This is a genomic window from Rhodococcus marinonascens NBRC 14363 (assembly GCF_001894885.1).
Taxonomy (GTDB): Bacteria; Actinomycetota; Actinomycetes; order Mycobacteriales; family Mycobacteriaceae; genus Rhodococcus_F; species Rhodococcus_F marinonascens.
In genome coordinates this window covers 116,424-137,342 of the sequence record NZ_BCXB01000014.1, presented here as the reverse complement: position 1 = coordinate 137,342, position 20,919 = coordinate 116,424, and the positions used below count along the sequence as shown (strand labels likewise).

General features: G+C 65.6%; 18 protein-coding genes. 7 read left to right on the top strand and 11 right to left on the bottom strand.

Annotated elements, in window-relative coordinates:
- Positions 1 to 28: 28 nt before the first annotated feature.
- On the bottom strand, positions 29 to 490 hold the full coding sequence (locus RM2_RS12640) for a pyridoxamine 5'-phosphate oxidase family protein (protein WP_072689735.1): 462 nt from the start codon (positions 488 to 490) through the stop codon (positions 29 to 31).
- Between the two features lie 66 nt (positions 491 to 556).
- Between RM2_RS12640 and RM2_RS12635 the strand changes: the two genes are divergently transcribed.
- The gene (locus RM2_RS12635) at positions 557 to 1,513 is read left to right on the top strand and encodes a helix-turn-helix transcriptional regulator (protein ID WP_072689731.1); all 957 of its coding nucleotides are present in this window, start codon (positions 557 to 559) and stop codon (positions 1,511 to 1,513) included.
- An 11-nt stretch (positions 1,514 to 1,524) separates the two neighbouring features.
- Here RM2_RS12635 and RM2_RS12630 read toward each other — a convergent pair whose 3' ends face one another.
- Complete coding sequence (locus RM2_RS12630; RefSeq protein WP_072689728.1) at positions 1,525 to 2,301, bottom strand: thioesterase family protein; 777 nt, start codon at positions 2,299 to 2,301, stop codon at positions 1,525 to 1,527.
- Complete coding sequence (locus RM2_RS12625) at positions 2,298 to 3,704, bottom strand: MFS transporter (RefSeq protein ID WP_072689726.1); 1,407 nt, start codon at positions 3,702 to 3,704, stop codon at positions 2,298 to 2,300. Before RM2_RS12625 ends, RM2_RS12630 begins: the two co-directional genes overlap by 4 nt.
- A gap of 54 nt (positions 3,705 to 3,758) precedes the next feature.
- Here RM2_RS12625 and RM2_RS12620 point away from each other — a divergent pair, with 54 nt between their 5' ends.
- Both RM2_RS12620 and RM2_RS12615 read left to right on the top strand, forming a co-directional pair.
- On the top strand, positions 3,759 to 4,274 hold the full coding sequence (locus RM2_RS12620) for a winged helix-turn-helix transcriptional regulator (RefSeq protein ID WP_072689723.1): 516 nt from the start codon (positions 3,759 to 3,761) through the stop codon (positions 4,272 to 4,274).
- Positions 4,275 to 4,473: 199 nt separating this feature from the next.
- Positions 4,474 to 5,067 (top strand): GNAT family N-acetyltransferase, encoded by a 594-nt coding sequence (locus tag RM2_RS12615; RefSeq protein WP_072689787.1) that lies wholly within the window; start codon positions 4,474 to 4,476, stop codon positions 5,065 to 5,067.
- Between the two features lie 99 nt (positions 5,068 to 5,166).
- On the opposite strand, the gene RM2_RS12610 is transcribed toward RM2_RS12615, so the two are convergent.
- The gene (locus RM2_RS12610; RefSeq protein WP_072689786.1) at positions 5,167 to 5,940 is read right to left on the bottom strand and encodes a site-2 protease family protein; all 774 of its coding nucleotides are present in this window, start codon (positions 5,938 to 5,940) and stop codon (positions 5,167 to 5,169) included.
- Positions 5,937 to 6,590 (bottom strand): hypothetical protein, encoded by a 654-nt coding sequence (locus RM2_RS12605; RefSeq protein ID WP_245813888.1) that lies wholly within the window; start codon positions 6,588 to 6,590, stop codon positions 5,937 to 5,939. The genes RM2_RS12610 and RM2_RS12605 overlap by 4 nt, the downstream gene beginning before the upstream one ends.
- A gap of 530 nt (positions 6,591 to 7,120) precedes the next feature.
- Here RM2_RS12605 and RM2_RS12600 point away from each other — a divergent pair.
- A complete protein-coding gene (locus RM2_RS12600) occupies positions 7,121 to 8,410 on the top strand; it encodes an adenylosuccinate synthase (RefSeq protein WP_072689717.1) in 1,290 nt (429 codons plus the stop codon).
- 132 nt (positions 8,411 to 8,542) lie between these two features.
- A complete protein-coding gene (yczR, locus tag RM2_RS12595) occupies positions 8,543 to 10,027 on the top strand; it encodes a MocR-like transcription factor YczR (protein WP_072689715.1) in 1,485 nt (494 codons plus the stop codon).
- A 47-nt stretch (positions 10,028 to 10,074) separates the two neighbouring features.
- Here the strand turns inward: yczR and RM2_RS12590 are convergent, their stop codons facing one another.
- The 5 genes from RM2_RS12590 to RM2_RS12570 all read right to left on the bottom strand — a co-directional run bounded on the left by RM2_RS12590 (position 10,075) and on the right by RM2_RS12570 (position 17,322).
- Entirely contained in the window at positions 10,075 to 11,172 is a 1,098-nt protein-coding gene (locus RM2_RS12590) for a CaiB/BaiF CoA transferase family protein (RefSeq protein WP_072689713.1), read from the bottom strand.
- 209 nt (positions 11,173 to 11,381) lie between these two features.
- Positions 11,382 to 12,683, bottom strand: coding sequence for an MFS transporter (locus tag RM2_RS12585; RefSeq protein ID WP_072689711.1), 1,302 nt, complete (start codon positions 12,681 to 12,683; stop codon positions 11,382 to 11,384).
- A gap of 169 nt (positions 12,684 to 12,852) precedes the next feature.
- Positions 12,853 to 14,322 (bottom strand): carboxylesterase/lipase family protein, encoded by a 1,470-nt coding sequence (locus RM2_RS12580; RefSeq protein WP_072689709.1) that lies wholly within the window; start codon positions 14,320 to 14,322, stop codon positions 12,853 to 12,855.
- Entirely contained in the window at positions 14,319 to 15,848 is a 1,530-nt protein-coding gene (locus tag RM2_RS12575; protein ID WP_072689707.1) for a carboxylesterase/lipase family protein, read from the bottom strand. The genes RM2_RS12580 and RM2_RS12575 overlap by 4 nt, the downstream gene beginning before the upstream one ends.
- A gap of 40 nt (positions 15,849 to 15,888) precedes the next feature.
- The gene (locus tag RM2_RS12570; protein ID WP_072689705.1) at positions 15,889 to 17,322 is read right to left on the bottom strand and encodes a dihydrolipoyl dehydrogenase family protein; all 1,434 of its coding nucleotides are present in this window, start codon (positions 17,320 to 17,322) and stop codon (positions 15,889 to 15,891) included.
- Positions 17,323 to 17,411: 89 nt separating this feature from the next.
- On the opposite strand from RM2_RS12570, the gene RM2_RS12565 reads away from it, so the two are divergent.
- On the top strand, positions 17,412 to 18,164 hold the full coding sequence (locus RM2_RS12565; protein WP_072689703.1) for an SDR family oxidoreductase: 753 nt from the start codon (positions 17,412 to 17,414) through the stop codon (positions 18,162 to 18,164).
- Positions 18,165 to 18,173: 9 nt separating this feature from the next.
- The gene (locus tag RM2_RS12560) at positions 18,174 to 19,538 is read left to right on the top strand and encodes an NAD(P)/FAD-dependent oxidoreductase (RefSeq protein WP_072689701.1); all 1,365 of its coding nucleotides are present in this window, start codon (positions 18,174 to 18,176) and stop codon (positions 19,536 to 19,538) included.
- 43 nt (positions 19,539 to 19,581) lie between these two features.
- Here the strand turns inward: RM2_RS12560 and RM2_RS12555 are convergent, their stop codons facing one another.
- Entirely contained in the window at positions 19,582 to 20,910 is a 1,329-nt protein-coding gene (locus RM2_RS12555) for a condensation domain-containing protein (RefSeq protein ID WP_072689699.1), read from the bottom strand.
- Positions 20,911 to 20,919 lie beyond the last annotated feature (9 nt).

The window sequence follows — 20,919 nt, the reverse complement described above, 5'->3', positions numbered from 1 at the left end:
CTTCGGTGCCGAGGTCACCCGGTGACCATCACTTGGTGAACCGAATGACGTCCTTGCCGGGCTGCCAGAAGTCGACGTACATATGGTCTCCGTCGACGGTGGTCAAGACGACCTCCGCGACGTCGAGTTCGAAGACGTCGGCCTCGTGGGTCTCGCCGGGGTAGTGGTTGACGATCTCCTTCTTGCGGTCGCCGAGGATTTCCCGCGCGAGGCCGGTGATCTTGGCGTCGCCACCGTCCATCGAATGGTGGCCGGGGTTGCTGTGGAGCGAGAATCGAGGGTCCCGGCGTAGATCCTTCACTTTGCGCGCTCCCACCATTGAGCCGAGCAGCAGGGAGTCTTCGTAGAACTCCACCTCCGTACCGCTGACTCGCGGCGAGCCGTCCTTGCGCAACGTCGCCAGGACGTGATGCTTGTGGGCCCCGAAGCGCGCCGCGACGGCGCGAGCCAGGTCGGGAGCTTCGGTTGCGAACGTGGTCCAGTTGGTCATGCCGATCAGTGTGCACCCGAATCCCTGACATCTCCTGTCAGGGATTCCAGACTAGACTCTGAGGACATGCGATCGAGCCGGCTCTTGGAGATCATGTTGCGGCTCGAGGGCGGTCGGGGCGTCACTGCGCAGTGTCTCGCGGACGAACTCGGGGTCTCGGTGCGGACCGTGTATCGCGACGTCACGGCGCTGTCGGCAGCGGGTGTGCCTGTGTGGACCGAGAGTGGACCCGGCGGTGGGGTGCGCCTGCTTGACGGCTGGCAGTCGAAGCTCGGCGGAATGACTGGCACAGAGACGTCGGCGCTGATGCTGCTCGGAGTGCCGTCCATATCCGAGGATCTCGGGCTCCGCGACGTCGCTACTGCCGCGCAGACGAAGTTGTTGAGGGCCTTGCCTCTTCCACTGCGTGCGGGCGCTCAGGTGTGGCGCGACCGCCTGTACGTCGACGCGCCGGGATGGTTCGACCGGCCCCGGGATGTCGGCAACCTCCCAGGTGTCGCAGCCGCCGTCCTCGACGGATGGCGGCTGCGGGTATCTTACCGCAAGGGAAGTCGCACGGCGACAAGAACTCTCGACCCTCTCGGCTTGGTTGCGAAGGCCGGCGTGTGGTACCTGGTCGCGCAGCATCGCGGCCGCACGCTGTCGTACCGGGTGTCGAGGATCGTGGAGGCGACTGCCTTGGACGAGCCTGCAACGCGGCCCGGCGCCTTCGATCTTCCGACGTGGTGGGCGGAGTCCGTCGCCGAGTTCGACCGCGAGCTGCTGCAGTTCGACTGCCGCGTGCGACTGTCGGCCACGGCCTGGCGGCGACTCCCGCACGTCATCGGCGTCGAGGCGGCCCGCGTCGAACCCGGACCTCCCGACGACGACGGATGGTTCGCCGTCGACCTGCGGCTCGAGGCGCAGGACGTCGCGCTCGATCAGCTCATTTCGCTCGGAAGCGACGTGGAGGTGCTCGAGCCGCAGTCGCTGCGGGTCGCGCTGCGCGCCGCTGGGGCGGCGATGATGCGCCGCAACAGCTGAGCCGGTGGAGGTCAGGGTGTGAGGATTCGGCGGAGTTGGCGGGCCTGCCCTGCGAGGTGGCCCGTCGAGGTGCGAAGTTCGGACTCGTCGACGCACAGGCCATCCGTGGCCCAGACCGTGCGGTGGCGCAGATGGTGCCACTCCTCCTCCACCCGTGGGTGCACGTCATTGGCCGGCGGCCTTGATGTGCTCACAGGTGGGAAATACGCACTGAACTCGACGGTGGGGATGGCGACCAACGTGTCGAGTGTGGCGAACAAAGCCGGCGGTAGGGCGTCGAGCAACACTGCCGCTCGTTCTTCGGGGCTGAACTCGATCGACGAGAGAAGGCGTATCCACACCTCGAATTCGGGGTCGGCGCCACCCGCGAACGGCCGTGCTTCGTTGATCGGACGGATGTCGATGTACTGGGAGAACGGCACGAAGTCGACGGGAATCTCCAGTGGTGAAACATGTTCCGGATCCACGGTGCAGAGGTCGGATGCACCGGCGGGCCAGGAGGCCGCGCCGGTATCGCGGGTGAGGCGGATCAGCGCGCAGGCGGACTCGGGTATCGACGCCCGGACGCTCGGAGTCCTCCCGCCGTGCTCGACCTCTACCTGCACGCTCACTGGACCCGGTTCGACGGGTCTGGTCAAGTGCGCCGTCACGGCGACCGGTGTCGCCGTCGTCTCGGTCGAGGCTGCGTGCAGCATCGAGGCGACGGCGAGCCCGCCGTGTACGCCGCCGAAACCCAGCCAGCTGGAGTCGAACTCGGCAGGGAAGGTGGTTGCGGTGATCGGAGTCATTTCGGCACCTCCACAGTGTGCGGGTTGCGGGGATTCATTCCGATGGACGTGACGGCAGCGCAGACTGCGACTGCCGCGATCACCCACCAGGCGAGGACGAAGGCGGAATGGGTGTCGTCGTAGCCCACGCTGGTGCCGACCACCGCCACGAGCACGCTGACGCCGATCACCGTGCCGATCTGCCGATTCATGTTGACGATCGCACTGCCGGTTGCCGACCGCGCTTGCGGAATGTCCGCCGCGGCCGACGAGAGGATGGTGGGGAGTGCGAGGCCCACTCCCACGCCGGCGATCAACCAACCGGGCAGCAACGCGGTGACGTAGTGCGGCTCCGCTCCTACTGACGCCAGGACGAGGACGGTACCCACCGACCACAAAAGGCTGCCAGTGGCAGCGATGGTACCGGCAGAGAAGCGCCGGGCCAGGAGCTGTCCGGCGACCGCGAAGAGCGGCACCAGTATCGGTCCGGGAGCGATTGCGAGTCCGGTTTCGAGCGCCGAGTATCCCCATACCTCTTGGAGCCAAAGAATATTGGCCAGTAACCCGGCGGCGAATGCTGCGCTGAACACCACTGCGGTGACGTTCGACCATGCGAACGTGGGCACCTTCAACAGGGCCGGTTCGATGAGTGGCGCCCGATGCCGGCTGTTCCTGAACCAGAAAAGAGCCAGAGCCACGGTGGCGACCGCAAAGGCGAGGGTGATCCGGAGATCGCCCCAACCCCAGTCCGGGCCCTGGACCAACCCGAGCGACAGCGCGCCGATACCGGCGATCAGTAGAGCTGCGCCGACAAGGTCGAGTTCGGTGTCCGTGCGGCTGGGCTGGGCGTTGGGCACGACTCGGATAGCTGCGAACAGCAGCGCGATTCCGATCGGAATGTTGATGAGGAACGCCCAACGCCAGGAGGCCTCCACGAGGATTCCGCCGACAACGGGGCCGAGTGCTGCTGCCGCCGCCGCCGTTGCCGCCCAGATGCGGACGGCGCCGGCGCGGCGGTCCTCTGGGAGAGTTCCGATCAATAGTCCGAGGCTCGCGGGAGTCAGGGCTGCGGCACCGACCGCCTGCAGTACGCGGAAGGCGACGAGAAGCCACAGTGACGGGCTGAGCGCGCAGGCGGCGCTCGCGACTGTGAACAAGGCCAGTCCCAACATGAACCCGCGCCGGCGTCCGATGCGGTCGGCCCATCGGCCGAGTGGAACCAGTAGTGCCGCATAGACGATCGCGTAGCCGTTGAGGATCCAGCTCAGGTCGCCGAGGGAGTATCCGGGGTAGCTCGCGGCGATGTCGCCGAGGGCGACGTTCACGATGAAGAGGTCGAGGCTCGCAACGAACGGTGCGCCGCACAAGACAGCGAGGAGGGGGACGAGACGAACAGGCAGACCCACCTGACTATTAATTACCATAGCCAGCAATGTACGAGCTGGCTATGCATTTGGCAAGTCAGGTAGTCTGGCGTCATGAACGCGGCACGACTCAAGGGCATCCTCGCGGACCGGGACGCCTGGCGCCCTACACACTGCTCGATCGCCAAGGCGATGGACGTCGTCGGAACGCGATCCGCGATGCTGATTCTGCGGGAGGCCTATTACGGAACCACCCGATTCGACGACTTCGCGCGCCGAGTCGGCATCACCGAGGCCGTCGCGGCCTCCCGACTGCGGGAATTGACGGCCGAGGGCCTGTTCGTGCGGCAGCCGTACAAGGAGCCGGGCCAGCGGACACGGTACGAGTACGTGCTCACTGAGAAGGGCCGCGACCTGCTGCCCGCCGTGCTGGCCCTGATGCAATGGGGTGACAAGTACCAGCAGGGCGGACGTGGCGGGCCGATCGGGATGTCTGACGACACGTCGGGCGAACCCGTGCGCGTGGAGGTGCGCAGTCCGGAGCGGGAGGTCCCGCTCTCGGACCTGCGGTTGACCGCCAATTTCACCGAGGAGGACGTGCGGCGCGTGCGGGGTGAGGCGACGGGGTAGCGCGACCGCGGCAGGGGTGTTCACTAATGCTGAAGCCGCGACGCGTATTGGCCGCGCAGTATTAAGGGCGTCGTCGCTGGCAACGTGACCGACGTGGTGCAGAAATTCTTTGCGGTCGGATCGACTCGAGGCACGGTCCACTGCCGATGATCCTCAACTGTGGCCGCCGATCGACGAGATCTTCGAGAAGAGAGTTCAGATGAACACTGATCACTGGCGAGAACCACCTACATTGAGCGGCGAGTTCGTTTTGTTGCGTCCAACGGAGATGTCCGACGTGGCCGGGCTCGCCCGCGCGTACGACGACGACACCTTTCGCTATTTCCCATTCGGGATCGAATCGCTCCCGCCGACCCAGGAAACCCTACGGCATGCATTGGATTCGGGGCGTCAGACGCTGACGCAAGTCGACGCCCAAACGGGCGAGATCGTCGGTATGACTTCCTTGTACAACCTGAGCGAGTTGCATCGCCGCGTGACGATCGGCTACACCTGGGTTTCGTCCGGTGTGCGCGGATCGGCGATAAACCCGGAGTCGAAGCTACTGCTGCTCGACCACGTCTTCGGAACCCTCGACGCTGTCCGCGCCGAGTTCAATGTCGACGATCTGAATGTCCGCTCGCGCCGGGCCGTCACGGCGCTCGGGGCGAGCGAGGACGGGGCCTTACGGCGACATACGCGCCGGCGAGACGGGACCTGGCGAACGACGATCGTCTATTCCGTGATCGACGAAGAGTGGCCGTCGGCTCGCGCCGGCCTCGTAGAACGGATGCACCGCAGGTCCACACGGTAGTAGCTGGCAAGATTGGGAGGTCGAATCGCATCAGCGGGATCATCGGATGCGCGCATTGGTGAACCCGAACGGGCTTCATGGGTGATCACCCGAGGCAGGTCAGAGCCAGAAACGCATTAGAAGGTTGCCGACCTGGGCATAGATCTCCGGCACCCCGGACAGTTCGAACAGCCAGTAAATGGCGTCGAAGAACACCACGTTGATCGACGGCACGAAGAGCATAGCGACGAGGAGTAGCAGTCCGTAGGGCTTGAACGGCTCGATCGCCCTCCGGGTTTGCGGTGAAAGGAACGGCTCGAGCGCGCCGTAGCCGTCGAGGCCGGGAACCGGGATCAGGTTGAGTACCGTCGCCATCACCTGCAGGAAGGCCAGGAAGCTCAGGCCCGCCCAGAACACACGGTGGTCGTTCCCGAGCCCGAACAACCGGATAACGACGAGGAGAATCACCGCCGACACGGCGTTGACCGCAGGCCCGGCCAGCGACACTTTTGCCTGCACCTTCGGGGAGAACAGCCCCGACCGCACGTAGACCGCGCCACCGGGCAATCCAATGCCGCCGAGGGCGATGAACAGGAGGGGCAGACCGATCGACAGCATTGGGTGGCTGTACTTCAGCGGGTTGAGGGTGAGGTACCCGCGCACCTCGACGTCGGTGTCGCCGTTCCGCCAGGCGGAGTAGGCGTGCGCGAATTCGTGCAGGCACAGGGTCACTACCCAGCCGGCTACCACGAGCAGGAAAACTCCGACGTGGCCTAGTACGGAGTCGAGTGGGGCGCGCCACGCGACTACCCCGCCGGCGACGGCGACCGCGACGACCAGGAGGAACACAGGGCTGGGCCGCACGGCGGCGGTCCGCGCTCTGGGCAGATTCATCGGACCAGCAGCCACTCTTGGTCGTGCCGATAGAACGTCGACCGCACGAGTTCGCGCGGGTGGGGAACTTCGTCCCGAGTCAGTACGGCAGCCGGAGATCCGAGTTGCACGGCGCGGCCCTCTACCCACCGGCGCGGCAGCCAGCGACTACGGGGTTCGACCGAGGCCCGCAAACCCGGCATCTGCGGGGTCGGGGTGATATCTATTTTCGCTGTCGTTCCGGAGAACAACAGGGTGTCGTCGGCGTAGGCCTCGCCAATAAGTGGACCCCCGCTCGGACCGGTGACGGTGGCGCACCCGACCAGGGCGATGCCGGCGTCGTCGCGAATCAGGGGGACTCGCTCGGCGGTTCCCTTGAGGGCGGTGCGGGCCCCGCGGGCGCCGGCGGACAGGCGGTAGGTGTTCGTCGCATCCGAATGATATTCGGCGACGTACGCGAGTTCGATATGCAGACGTTCGGTGCGCATCAACCGAGTCAGGGTGGCGGCCAGGGCGGCGTCGCTGCCCACCACGATCAGTCTCGGATCTGGGACTACCTGCAGTTTGGAGAAGACCTCGTCGAAGTGGTCCTTATCGGGGATGCTGGGTGCACTGGAGGTCGAGATGGACCCCAGCGGCAGGGGAAGCGGCACATCGCCGCATATGAGCACTACGGGGGTCAACACCACTCCTCGCCCGGATTCCCGCCGCGATTGCCGCAGCTTCCCTATTCTTTCGGCCATCCTTACTTTCGGTCATCCTAGCCTCGACATACATTTGTGCAGCTGAGGGGTGATCCGGGTCCGGATTGTGCCGAGCGGTGCTTCTGGGCGTGAGGTGGGCGGTGTCCGATGGTGTTGGTTCACAATCGAAGCCACGCAGTCGGTGGGAGGCCGGTGGGTCGAAACCGTTGGACGGGGTTACGTCCTGGTTGGGTGTGGGAGGCCCACGATCGCAGTCTCGAGTTATCGACAGTGCTCGAAGATGAACTCGCGCAGCAGAGTTCCTACCGTCGAGGGTCGGTTTCGTTGGTTGATCGAGGCCGTGGTGGCATGTCAGGTCCGCCTTCCGAGGCCACGCGCGCAGTACGGTGAGGCCTACCCTGCGTGCACTCGGCTAGACTGTTCCTCCGGCCACTGCCTAGGAACTGCAGGACCACGCAGTCGGATAAGACTGTACGTCGACCGTAGGAGACAACGTCATGCCGGCAATCGTCCTCATCGGCGCCCAGTGGGGCGACGAGGGTAAGGGCAAAGCTACCGATCTACTGGGCGGACGCCTGCAGTGGGTGGTGCGCTACCAGGGCGGTAACAACGCCGGACACACGGTCGTTCTTCCGAACGGCGACAAGTTCGCTCTGCATCTGATTCCGTCCGGGATCCTCACCCCGGGTGTGACCAACGTCATCGGAAACGGTGTGGTGGTCGATCCGGGAGTACTGCTGACCGAACTTGCCGGACTCGATGAGAGGGGCGTGGATACCAGTCGACTGCTGCTCTCGGCCGATGCGCACCTGATCATGCCGTACCACGTGGCCATCGACAAGGTCACTGAGCGATTCCTCGGGGCAAGGAAGATCGGCACGACCGGCCGCGGAATCGGGCCCTGCTACCAGGACAAACTTGCCCGCGTCGGCGTTCGCGTCCAGGACGTGCTGGACGAGAAGATCCTCACCCAGAAGGTGGAGGCGGCGCTCGAATTCAAGAACCAGGTGCTCGTCAAGATTTACAACCGCAGGGCGCTCGACCCGCAGCAGGTGGTTGACGAGGTACTCGAGCAAGCTGACGGCTTCAAGCACCGCATCGCCGATACGAGGCTGGAACTGAACCGGGCGCTCGAACGCGGGGAGACGATTCTGCTGGAGGGCTCGCAGGGCACGCTCCTCGATGTCGACCACGGCACCTACCCATACGTGACGTCGTCCAACCCGACGTCTGGCGGCGCGTCGGTCGGTTCGGGTATCGGACCCACCAAGATCACCACGGTGCTGGGCATTCTCAAGGCCTACACCACTCGAGTCGGCTCGGGCCCGTTCCCGACCGAGTTGTTCGACGAAAGCGGCGAATACCTCGCCAAGACCGGCGGCGAGGTGGGCGTCACCACCGGCCGTGCCCGGCGCACCGGCTGGTTCGACGCCGTGATCGCCCGCTACGCAACGCGTGTCAACGGCATCACCGATTACTTTCTCACCAAACTCGACGTGCTCAGCAGCCTCGACACTATCCCGATCTGTGTGGGCTACGACGTCGACGGTGTCCGGCACGACGAAATGCCCATGTCGCAGAGCGACGTTCACCATGCCAAGCCCATCTTCGAGGAGATGCCCGGCTGGTGGGAAGACATTTCGCACGCCCGCACCTTCGACGAGTTGCCGAAGAACGCGCAGAACTACGTGCTGCGCCTAGAGGAACTGTCGGGTGCGTACATCTCCTGCATCGGTGTCGGACCCGGCCGTGACGAGACCATCGTCCGCCGCGACGTGGTGCGGTAGGCCTGTGCCGCGTCGCCGAATGTCACCGCCGTTCGGTTGGAGTGAACTGATGCGACATTCGGTGAGGTGACTGTGCGACGGCCGGCGCAACTGGCTTTGAATTGAATAGCCAAGCGGTCGATACTGGACTGCATGATGACTCGCGTTTTGGGCGCCCACTCGCTGGCCAGGGACCTCGGTAACTGGCAGGACGACAGCGGCCGGCGCTCTGCGGCGCGACCCGCCTACCGCGCCCTTGCCGCCAGTATTCGCCTGCTCGTGCATGACGGACGGATCCCTCCGGGTGTCGCCCTGCCGAGCGAGCGTGAGCTGGCGTCCGTACTGGAGTTGAGTCGGACCACCATCACGTCGTGCTATTCGGTGCTCCGCGACGACGGATATCTGATCAGCCGCCAGGGCTCTCGCAGCACGGTGGCGCTGCCACTCGGCGCGCGGCAGAACGGTTTGATGTTCCGGGCGCACCAACCTGGGTCCGGAAGTTCGGTGATCGATCTGAGCTACGCCGCCATGGCCGCACCTGCGGAGGCGGTTGAGCAGTCGTATGCGGCCGCGTTGCAATCGCTTCCGCAGTTTCTTTCGACACACGGAATGGAGCCGGTGGGTATCGACTTGTTGCGCGAGGTGATCGCGACCCGGTATCGGGCGCGTGGCCTCGACACGTCCCCGGAGCAGATCATGGTCACCTCTGGCGCTCAGCACGCGCTGCGACTACTCCTCAACGTGCTGACGGCGCCGGGGGAGCGGGTGCTGGTCGATCACCCCACGTACCCCAATGCGCTGGAGGCGATCCGACGGGTCGGCGCGAGGCCGGTTCCAGTTCCCCTCCGTCCGGAGGGCGGTGCGTCAGGCGCGTGGGATCTCGACGCCATCCGGAGTGCGGCACGGCAGACTGCTGCCCGGATTGCGTATCTGATTCCCGACTTCCACAACCCGACCGGGTTGTGCCTCGACGCACCCGGCAGGGCCGAACTGGCACGGATCGCACGCGAGACCCGGATGACGCTGGTCGTGGACGAGACGATGGTCGACCTGTGGCTGGACGAGCCGTCACCGGGACCGGTCGCGGCTCACAGCAGGGGGGCAGCAAAGTCGGAGGTCGTGACGATCGGTTCGGTGGCGAAATCGTTCTGGGGCGGGCTGCGCGTGGGATGGATTCGTGCCGATCCACCGCTGATCACCCGACTCGTCGGAGCCCGCACGGCCATCGACCTCGGCACGCCCGTCATGGATCAACTGGCCGCAGCGCACCTGCTCGCAGACGGCGAACTCGTCCTCGCGGATCGTCGCGCGCAATTGCGGGAGCACCGTCGGGCCATGCTCGACGCACTTGCGGACCAATTGCCGGAATGGACTCCCACCAGCGGTTCGGGCGGCATGTCGTTGTGGTTGCGGATGCCGGTACCGGTGTCGACGGCGCTGGCCGCGACGGCCCCGAGTTTCGGAGTGTTGCTGGCGGCGGGATCCCGGTTCGGCGTGGATGGTGCGTTCGAGCGGTTCGTCCGACTGCCGTACGCGCGGACGCCGGACGAGTTGTGCCGGGGTGTCCAGGGTGTCGCGGCGGCATACGAGACGCTGTCCTCGGGCCGCGAACTCGCGGAACCGTCTCTCGTCGTCTGAGGTGAGCGGCGGAGCACGTCGGCGTACTGTGCCGCTCACCTCAGGTTTCAGATCCAGACGGAATCGATGTCGACGGCTTCACGGGCCGGCGGCGTGGGTGCGCCGGCGGGGGTTCGCGAGAACCGCGGCGCCGGGGCGTGCTGGGTGACTCCGTCGAGTTCGATCAGCGAACCCCGGGCCGCGATGTGCTCGTTCGAGGGCGCCTCGGCGAAAGTCAGCACTGGGGAGACGCAGGCGTCGGTGCCGAGGAAGATCGCAGCCCACTCGTCGCGCGTCTTCGACAGGAATTTCTCTGCGAAGACTTTTTTCACCTGCGGCCACGCCGATCTGTCCATCTGCTGCGGCAGATCGGCCGGATCGAGTGCGAGTCCCCGCAGCAGTTGGGCGTAGAACTGAGGTTCGATCGAACCGACGGCCATGTACTTGCCGTCGGATGTCTCGTAGGTGTCGTAGAACGGGGCGCCGGTGTCGAGGAGATTGACGCCGCGCTCGTCCGACCAGATACCCCGCCCGCGGAATGCCCACATCATGTGCGACAGCGCCAAGGTGCCATCGACCATCGCTGCGTCCACGACCTGGCCCTTGCCGGACGTCTGGCGTTCCACCAACGCCGACAGGATCCCGAAGATCAGGAACATCGATCCGCCACCGAAGTCACCGACCATGTTCAGCGGCGGTACGGGGCGTTCACCCTTGCGGCCGATGGCGTTCAGGACACCGGTCAGCGAGATGTAGTTGATGTCGTGGCCCGCGGCGCCGGACAGTGGGCCTTCCTGTCCCCATCCGGTCATTCGGCCGTACACCAGTCGCTCGTTGCGGGCGAGGCAGACGTCGGGGCCCAGACCCATGCGTTCGGTGACGCCGGGGCGGAAGCCTTCGATGACGACGTCCGCGCACTCGATCAGTCCGAGAACCTTCTCGATCTGCTCGGGGTCTTTCAGGTTCGCCTCCACGACGCGGCGGCCACGCTGAATCTGGTCGTACGGACCTTCCAGCGGAATGTTGCCGGGTCGCTGGACGCACACCACGTCGGCACCGAGGTCGGCCAGGAGCGCGGCAGCATGCGGACCCGGTCCGAGGCCGGCGAATTCGACCACGCGAACGCCCGCGAGCGGGCCCTTCTTCTCTGTAGCTGGATCAGACACGCGAGTTCCTCATTCCGGTACGAGACAATCCTGTCGAACAGACGTTAACGCGCCAGGCTGAAGCTGTGCCCGGAACGCGGAACGGGCGTGCACCAGGTACCGGTGCCCGCGAGGGACCTCCGAGGCAACGCGGTGGTCGAGCAGGACGAGCTTGGTATTGGGGCGGTCAGTACCCGTTTGCCCGTCTCCCGGATGCGTCATTCTTGGAGTCAGGAAGGCTGCGGCTTCTTCGAGTTCGATGAACTCGGCACGGTGTCAGGGATATTGGCAGTTTCGGGTACGCCGAGGACGAAGACGATGAGCGCCAGAACCGCGATCCCCGAGAGCATGAGTAATGCCAGGTGGAAGCCGCCCGCGTCGGCGACGAATCCCGCCAGGGCGGGACTCAGCGCTGCGCCGATTCCCTGGATGGTGGTGGCGGCCCCGAGTGCGAGGTTGAAGTGGCCGGTGCCCCGGGTGAGGTCGGCGACCACGAGGACGAACATCGCACCGTAGATGCCGGCGCCGATACCGTCGAGGATCTGGATGGAAATGACGTACAGCGGATGATCCGACAGGGTGAACAACACGCCGCGAATCGGAAGAACGAGGAATGCGGCGAGGAAGATGGGTTTACGGCCCCAGTCTTTTCCGTGCTTGGCGATCATTATCGCCATCGGGATCATCACCAACTGAGCGACGACGATCAGCGCGGCCTGGAACAGTGTGCCCATCCTGGCGTCCGTCTGGGCGAGTTCCTGACCGGTGAGCGGCAGCATTGCACCGTTGGCGAGCTGCCACAGCATCGTTGCCGCGCACAGCGCCAGGAGCGGACGCGAATGCAGTAGGACGCCGAACCCGGACGGCTTCCTCTGGCCATCTTGCTTCGCTGATTCACCGGGAGTGAGCCCGCGTGCGACATCATTGTTGATGAGCCGGGGGTCGATCATCAGCGTGGCGGCGGCGACCAGGATGGTGACGATGCCGGCGAACCAGAAGCCGGCTTTGATCGTGATGAGATAGCCCGCGGTGCCGAAGACAACGGCACCGACGACGTTTCCGGCGTGGTTGAACGCCGCCATTCGCCCGGTGCGGTAGGTATATGCGGCCGAACCCACTAGTCCGAGAGCGATCGCGGCGATAGCCGGCGGGAACACTGTGCCGGCAATTCCGGTCACCAGTTGCGCGGCCGTGATGACCGAATAGCTCGGATTGACGGTGATCGTGAAGGCGCCGATCCCGGTCGCTAGTGCCGCAATGATGATCAAGCTGCGTTTGTGTGGTGTCTTGTCGATCAGTGCGCCGATCGGTGTCTGCACGATCAGGCCGACGAGCCCGCCGACCGTCAGGGCCAACCCGATGTCGGAGGTACTCCAGCCCGGCACGGTGAGCAGGTAGATGCCCAGGAAGGGGCCGAGCCCCGACTGCACGTCCGCAAGGAAGAAATTCAGCCCGTCCAACGCCCCCAATGATCGGCCCAATGGCGGCGAGGCGTTCACGGAGTTCTGGTGTCGAGTCTGCTCGTCCGTCATAGCCCTTCCCGCGTCTCTTCCCGGTCGGGGCCGGAGACCGGATGCGGCTGCGGGCTGGGACGACGGCTCGGTTCGACGGAACAGATGATGCCTGGCGGGCACTACCGCGAGCCAACCGGTGGCGACTCCTATCACAGTATGCCGCCCGGTCCGGGTTCAAGCTATCGTCCTATCGCGGGTGCTCGTACCCCACCCAGGCGCGTCGACGCGCACCGAGTGGGTCATTCTCGATCCGGCATATTTCGTCGATGATCAGCGTCTCCCGGCGCTCCAGGGAATACCGGGGCCATCCGGGAGCAGGAACCCCGTGCTTGGCGAAGTGCAACCAGTGCGACTGGATTGTGTCGGTGACGGCCCGCAACCCACGTCGCCCCCCGAGCCCGGTCAGGGCGCGTAACCGCGAACCGGTGGGTCCGAAGACCGCGAACAACTCCGTCGCATGGGTTGCCCCCAAGCCCAGGATGCGGAGCAAGCGGGGTGCGAAATCGTACCGGTAACTGTAGGTCGGTGCGACGGCGGTATGGCCCTGGGCACACAGGATCGACGGTTCCCAGAACGTCACGTCGCCGCCGAGGTCGCTGGTCGCCCTTCGACTGGGGTAGCCGGGGTAGGCAGCGATGGCCCGGTCCTTCACTGACCGGTCCACGTGCGAGAACATCTTGTCGATTCGGTCGGGATTGGTGGGCAGGATGTCGTTGAACCAGGGAAAAACCGCGCCCTCGTGGCGGTTCGTGCCGATGATGAGCGCGACCGGATGCCCGGACCCGGATGCAAAACTATCGAGCGGATGAGTGGGGAGGAAGAACCCGTCGACGACGGGAGCAAAAACCCTGGTTCCCGGTTCCTCGTCGGCGCCCTGATTCGCCAGCGTTGTACCGGCTTTGACGAACTCGATGGGATCCGCGGTCTCGAGCCAGGTCACTGCGCCGGATGGTGAAACACCTGCAATTTCGAGGAATTCACGCGACCACCGTGCAGCTCTCCCGATGGAGTAGGCGGACGCGGCGGGAGGACTCTCAGCGATCGCCTGGGTGAACAGGCCTTTCGCGGCGGGTGTGGCCATCAGTGTGGTGACGGCGTTGGCGCCTGAGGATTCGCCGAAGACGGTGACGTTGTCGGGGTCGCCGCCGAATTCGGCGATGTTGCGCCGCACCCATTCGAGGGCGGCCACCTGGTCGCGCAGCCCCAGGTTGGAGTCGAACGGTCTTTCCGGGGTGGAGAATTGGGTGAAGTCGAGGTATCCCAGCGCGCCGAGTCGGTAGTTGATCGACACGTACACGATGTCGCCGCGGCGCACGAGCGACTCGCCGCCATACAGGGGTGAGGACGAGGATCCGCCCGAGTACGCGCCGCCGTGGATGAAGACCATCACCGGCCGCGGTGTATCAGACGATAGTGAAGGCGCGAGCACGTTCAGCGTCAGACAGTCCTCGTCCGAGGACCTGCCGTGCTGAGGCGGACGGGACCCGAAGTGGAGGGCTTGCCGGACCCCCGACCACGATTCGGCCGGTTGCGGGGCCCGCAACCTCAACGCCCCGACCGGTGGGGCATCGTACGGAATGCCCCGCCATGCGATCAGGTCGTCGAGTCGGCGGCCGCAGATGGTACCTGTATCGGTGTCGATCTCGAGTGCGCTCACAGGCCCTGCCCGTAGTAGCCCCCGTACCCTTCCCACGCCACTCTCCGCTCTCGTCGCGGGTCGTCCTGGACCGTGGTCACGGTGTCGAATACGAGCGTTGCCCGCCTATCCGTGTCGTACTGCGGCCACGACGCCAATGATGTTCCCGTCGCAGCGAAGTGCAACCAGTGGCGCTGGACGGTGTCCGTGACATCCCGCAGTGCGCGACGATCGCCCGGAAGGGTGAGTCCGCGGCCGATGAGGGTGTCGGCGATGTCGAATACAGCAAACAGTTCGAACGCGTGAGTGGCGTCGAGCCCGAGCCACCTCATAGCACGTGGAGCGAAGTCGAAGCGGTAAAAGTAGGTCGGGGCATGCGCGGAATGCGCCTGGGCCAGTTCGATCGACGGTTTCCAGAATGTCAGGTCGCCGCCCAGGTCCGCGGCCGCGTCCGGTGCCGGATAACCCGGATACGCTCCGGTGACCGGAGCCTCGGCCGCAGGGTCGGTGAGTGCGAACATCCGACTGATCCGGCCGGCGTCCGTCGGCAGTCCGCCCAGGAACTTCGAGAACAGTGTGCCCTCGCGGGCGTTGGTGCCGATGATCAGCGGAACCCGGTGCGCGGAACCGTTTGCGAATGCGTCGAGCGGTGACTCCGGCAGGAAGTCACCGTCGATGACGGGGCCGAACGGGTGCAGTCCCGGCGTCTCGGACGTAACCTTCATGGCGAAACGATCGCCCGCCTTACCCAGTGCGCCCGCAGGAAAGGTGCTCAATGCTTCGGCGGCGTTCGCAGGTTCGGCGCCGAGCAGCGATATGTAGTCGGACGCCCACTTCGCGGCCCGGTCGGCCGTGGTGACCAGACCAGGGGCGGAACTCTCCGAGATCGCTCGGGCGAACAGGCCTTCTGCGGTGGGTGTGGCCATCAGTGTGGTGACGGCGTTGGCGCCTGCGGATTCGCCGAAGACGGTGACGTTGTCGGGGTCGCCGCCGAATTCGGCGATGTTGCGCCGCACCCATTCGAGGGCGGCCACCTGGTCGCGCAGCCCCAGGTTGGAGTCGAACGGTCTTTCCGGGGTGGAGAATTGGGTGAAGTCGAGGTATCCCAGCGCGCCGAGTCGGTAGTTGATCGACACGTACACGATGTCGCCGCGGCGCACGAGCGACTGGCCGCCGTAAATCCCGGTGGCGGACATACCCATCGCGTACGCGCCGCCGTGAATGAACACCATCACCGGTCGCGATCCCGAGGTTCCGGGCGTGGCCAGCACGTTGAGTGTCAGACAGTTTTCGCTACTCGGCTGATACTTTCCTGGTCGCAGTGCGGTGAATTTCGTGTTCTGAACGGCGGCGTCGCCGAATTCGTCCGCGTCAAGTTCTCCCGACCACGGCATGACCGGCTGAGGTGCTCGGAGTCGGAGATGGCCGACAGGAGGTGCCGCGTAGGGAATCCCTCGCCACGCGACCAGGTCGCCGACGCGCCGGCCGCGCACCAGTCCCTCGGTCGTCTTTACCAGTGTGTCGGTCGTGAAAGTACTGGACGTCATATCGGCGACTATACGAAGGCGGGCTGACGTCCGCGCTATTTCAGCGCCGTGCCTCCAGTAATCGCAACCACACCTCACTGACAGTCGGATATGACGGAACCGCGTGCCACAGGGTCTCGAGCGGCACCTTCCCTACCAAGGCAATGGTTGCGGCATGGAGGAGTTCGGCCACCTCCGTACCCGCGAAGGTCGCCCCGACCAAGGTGTCGGTCGCCCGGTCGACCACCAGTTTGGCGTGACCGCTGAAATCGTTCCGCGACAAAGACGCCCCGGCAACGGAGATATCGAGCTCCACCGTCTCGACGTCGCGGCCCGAGTCCCGAGCCTGTTCCTCGGTGATCCCGACAGCCGCGACCTCGGGGTCGGCGAACACCACTTGGGGAACCTGCCCGTTGTCGGCGGACGCCAGGAACCGGGAACGTTCCAGGGGCCTGGACTCGGCGCGCGCCGCAATCACGTCGCCGCAGACTCGCCCCTGGTACTTGCCCATATGGGTGAGCAGGGCGCGACCGTTGACATCGCCGACCGCGTACAGCCATCCGTTCGCCGTGGTCAAATGGTCGTCAGTGACGAGGTAGCCGCGGGAGTCGAGCAATCCCGGGTCGAGACCCATCTCGGAGGTCGCGGGTGTGCGTCCCGTCGCGACGACGATCTCGTCGACCACGATCGGGTCGTGGCCCGCAACATCGAGGGTTGCGGGACCACCGTGAATCGAGCCGATCCCAGTGTCCTGAGGATCGGCTCGCTGGACATCGCGAAGGGCGGCGCCGAACAGGATCCGGACCCCCCTCCGCTCCAGCGAGCGGGCCATGAGTTCGCCGGCGAAGTGCTCGTTCTTCGAGAGCAGTCCGTGGCCGCGTACCACCATCGTCAATTCCTCGACGCCGAGGTCCAGCAGCCAGGTTGCGCTCTCACACGCCACCACCCCGCCGCCGATCACCGCGACACGGCGTGGAATCTCCTTCAGATTCGTGGCGTCACGGGAGACCCACGGCAACGCCGCCCGTAGACCGGGAATGTCGGGCACCGTTGCCGTCGTCCCGGTCGCGACGACGACAGCGTGCCGAGCGCGCAGCGTTCGTGCCCCGCCGACTGTGACCGTCCGTTCCCCGCAGATCCGCGCCGATCCGCGGATCACCTCGATTCCTTGCGAATCCGCCCACCTCACCTGCGACGAGTCGTTGTGATGGCTGGTGAACGAGTCCCGGCGAGCGAGGACGGCGCCTACGTCGAGAGCGCCGGCCGACACGCCGGGCATGTTGCGGGCCGCTCCGAGAACCTCTCCCGGTCGCAGCAGTGCCTTGCTCGGCATGCACGCCCAGTAGGAGCATTCGCCGCCGACGAGTTCGTGTTCGATCATGGCGACGGTCCGGTCGCTGCCCGCGATGGCGTAACTCGCGGCATTCTCGCCCGCGGATCCACCGCCGATCACGATCACGTCGAATTCGTCCACGCTGCCCACCGAGTCGGTCATACCAACAACGGTATTCCGGTCGGTGACCGTGTCGCAGAATTTCCGGCGGCCGTCTCGCAAAGTTACTTGCGGGTAGCTAATGTGGCGGGATGATTCGAAAGAAGATTCTGATCACCGGTGCCAGTTCCGGACTCGGCGAAGAGATGGCGCGGCGATTCGCTGCTCAGGGGCGCGACCTCGCCCTGTGTGCGCGGCGCGTCGAACGACTCGAATCCTTGAAGGACGAGTTACAGGCTGCGAACCCCGCGATCAAGGTGGCCGTCCGCGCACTCGACGTCACCGACCACGACGCGGTGGTCCGGGTATTCGGCGAACTGCGCGACGAACTGGGAGGGCTCGACCGAATCATCGTCAATGCGGGACTCGGCAAGGGCGCGAAGATCGGAACGGGGCGTGCTGATGCAAATCTCGCGACCGCCCGGACCAACTTCGTTGGTGCGCTGTCGCAGTGCGAGGCCGCGCTGGAAATCTTCCGTGACCAGAGTTCCGGCCACCTGGTGCTGGTGTCGTCGATCAGCGCCGATCGGGGTCTACCCGGCAAGCTGGCGGCGTACTCGGCCAGCAAAGCGGGCGTGTCGGCCCTAGGCGAGGCGCTGACGGCGGAGTTGGCGAAGAGCCCGATCGTGGTGACGACTCTGCTACCCGGATTCATCGCCACCGACATGTCCGGCGCAGCGGGCGACAGCGCGAAGATGACGGCGACCCTCGACGTGGGCGTCGGTGCGATGGTGTCGGCCATCGAAAAGGAAGCGAACCGTGCTGCGCTGCCGGGAATCAAGTGGCAGGGAATCGACCTCGCGTTGAGGTTCCTTCCACATACATGGACATCCCGGTTCGTGTAGGACTGACCTATGACGACTGCTCGGGAACCCTCGTCGCTTGCGATTACACGGTCGAGACCGCGGGTGGTCATCCTGGGTGGTGGATTTGGTGGGATCTACGCGGCCCGGCGGCTACGGGACGTTGACGTGGACGTCACCCTGCTCGACCGCGGAACCAGCCACGTTTTCCAACCCTTGCTCTATCAATGCGCGACCGGACTTCTTTCGGAAGGCGAGATCAGTAGTCCGCTACGCCATTTGTTGCGTGGGCACCGCAACGCGCACGTCGCACTCGGAGAGGCGCAGTCGATCGACCCCGACGCCAAAGTGCTGACCGTGAGCCGATTCGACGGGTCCGCCTTCGATCTGCCCTACGACTACTTGATCGTCGCCGCAGGGATGCGCCAGGCATACCACGGCCACGACGAGTACATCCAGTGGGCGCCGGGCATGAAGACGCTCGACGACGCCCTCGCCATTCGGCGAAAGCTGATCTCTGCCTTCGAAATGGCCGAATCACTGCCAACCGCGCAGGAGCGTCAGCCGTGGCTCACGTTCGCCGTCGCAGGGGGCGGGCCGACCGGGGTCGAAATCGCAGGCCAGATCCGGGAGCTTGCGACGCACGCTCTCGCTCATGAATTCAGGTCGATCGATCCGAGCGAGGCGCGGGTGCTGCTGTTTCACGGCGGCGATCGGGTTCTCCCGTCCTTCGATCGGAAACTGTCCGCGTCTGCCCAGAGGACGCTCGACAAGGTCGGCGTCGAAACGCATCTCGGCGTGCAAGTCACCGACGTCCGCGAAACCGGCATCGAAACCACGTCAGGGGACGAGACGCGCACCAAGAAACGGTACGAGGCTCGCACGATCCTCTGGACCGCAGGAGTGGAGGCAGTGCCCTTTGCAGCCGTTCTCGCGGATGCCTTGGGAGTGAATCAGACTCACGGTGGGCGCATCGCCGTCGAACCCGATCTGACCGTGCCAGGTCATCCCGACGTCTGGGTGATCGGGGACCTGATGTCGCTGAAGGATCTTCCCGGCGTGGCCGAGGTTGCGATGCAGAGTGGGAAGCACGTTGGTGGCTGCATCGCCCGGATGGTTCCGGGAGGCGCACCCGACCGAAAACCATTCAAGTACCGCAACTTCGGAAGCGCGGCCTATATTGCCCGCAGGCACGCGCTGCTGCAGGCGGGTCCTATCCGGCTCTCCGGGTTCGTCGGCTGGGTGTCGTGGGGCGTCATCCACATTGCGTTCCTCGCCGGGTACCGCAACCGGTTCGGTGCACTTCTCAACTGGGCCGCCACTCTGGCTACGGGATCGCGTCGCGAGCGGGCGATCACCTACGGCGATCCGGAGTCGGCACGTCAGCCCTACTCGGATCTGTCGCCCGAATCCTGACGAGAGTGCCCAACGTCCCGCGTTCCGGGTAGTCGGGAGACGGTCACCAATTCCTCGCGCTGAGCCCGTGCCGGAGGAGTACGCCCTCTACCCGATCCAGTAGTGCCGCGCGGCCGGGGCTGTCGAGCGATTCGAGTGCGAGGGTGTAGCGGCCTCCGAACTTGCTGAGATAGGCCGACAGCCGGGTCCGGCTGGTAACGACACCCGGGTGTACCGCGCGGGTAGTGATCCCGGTGGTCCGGTGATCTCCGACCGAGGCGAGGACATCGGGCAGCGGGCCGATGTTGGAACACAACACGTCCCGTTCGCCGGGGTTGCCCGTGAGGGCGTGCGCCACCCGGTCAGGAACCAGCTGGAGCATCTCCTCCGGGAATCCGGCAGGACTCGTCATCGAGGGCGAGGAGAACGCCGCACGACTAGCGGCTCGCACATCCGCGACGGTGTCTTGTGGGGAGATGTTCACCTCGACCATGGCGATGGAGTTCGCTGTGCTCGCCGAGTTGTCATGAGGTCTGAGGTCCATCGGCACGCTGATCGTGAGTGGCCGGGATTCACCGTCCCGCCTGGCCGACTCGGCCACCACCGACAGGAACAGACTGTTCGCGGTTCCACAGGCCCGCTCGGCGGCGGTATCCCACTGCTCGGCGTCCACGTCCAGCACAGCTGTCACGGGAGAGTGGCACGGTGTTTCCGAAAGAATCGTGGTTTCGGAACGCATTTTGTCGCCCGCGTGCAGAAAGCGACGGAGTTCGGCCCGGCGCCGTCCGCTCACCACCAGGCCGGCGACCGCGCATGCCGTTCCCGCCGTCACGCGGCCGGCGAGTTGGGCGGCATCGCGCATGTCGGCGGCAGTGCTGCCGCCGGTGAGTCCACCGTCCGGTTCGGCGGTGCCCTGCAGCGCAGCGGCCGTCACACCCTGCAGCGCAGCGGCCGTCACACCCTGCAGCGCAGCTGCGATGGCCGCAGACAGTCCCTGGGCGTCCGCGACCACGTGGGAGCACACCAGCGACAGGACGGTGCCCCCGTCGCCCAGGCGCGCACACGTGAGCCGCCAACCGGGACCGTGCTCGGGGTTCACCGGCAGGGACGCCTGCTCATCCGCCCACGCGAGAACCGCGGCCGCATCGATCTCGGAGTACTCGACGGGGAATGCAGCGGTAGTCGGCTCGAAGCGGGGACGTGCACCGGGGATCCGGGGACGGACCACCCGCACGCCCAGCGGTCCCCGCGCGAGGTTTGCGCGCAGGGACTCGAGGGCTGGGTCCTCGACCCGCCCATCGGTTCGCCACAATCCCTGCATCACGATCGGCGTTCCCCACCCTCGATGGGAACGCAGGAATATCTCGTCGACAACGCTCAAGCGGGCGCTCACCGGCGAATT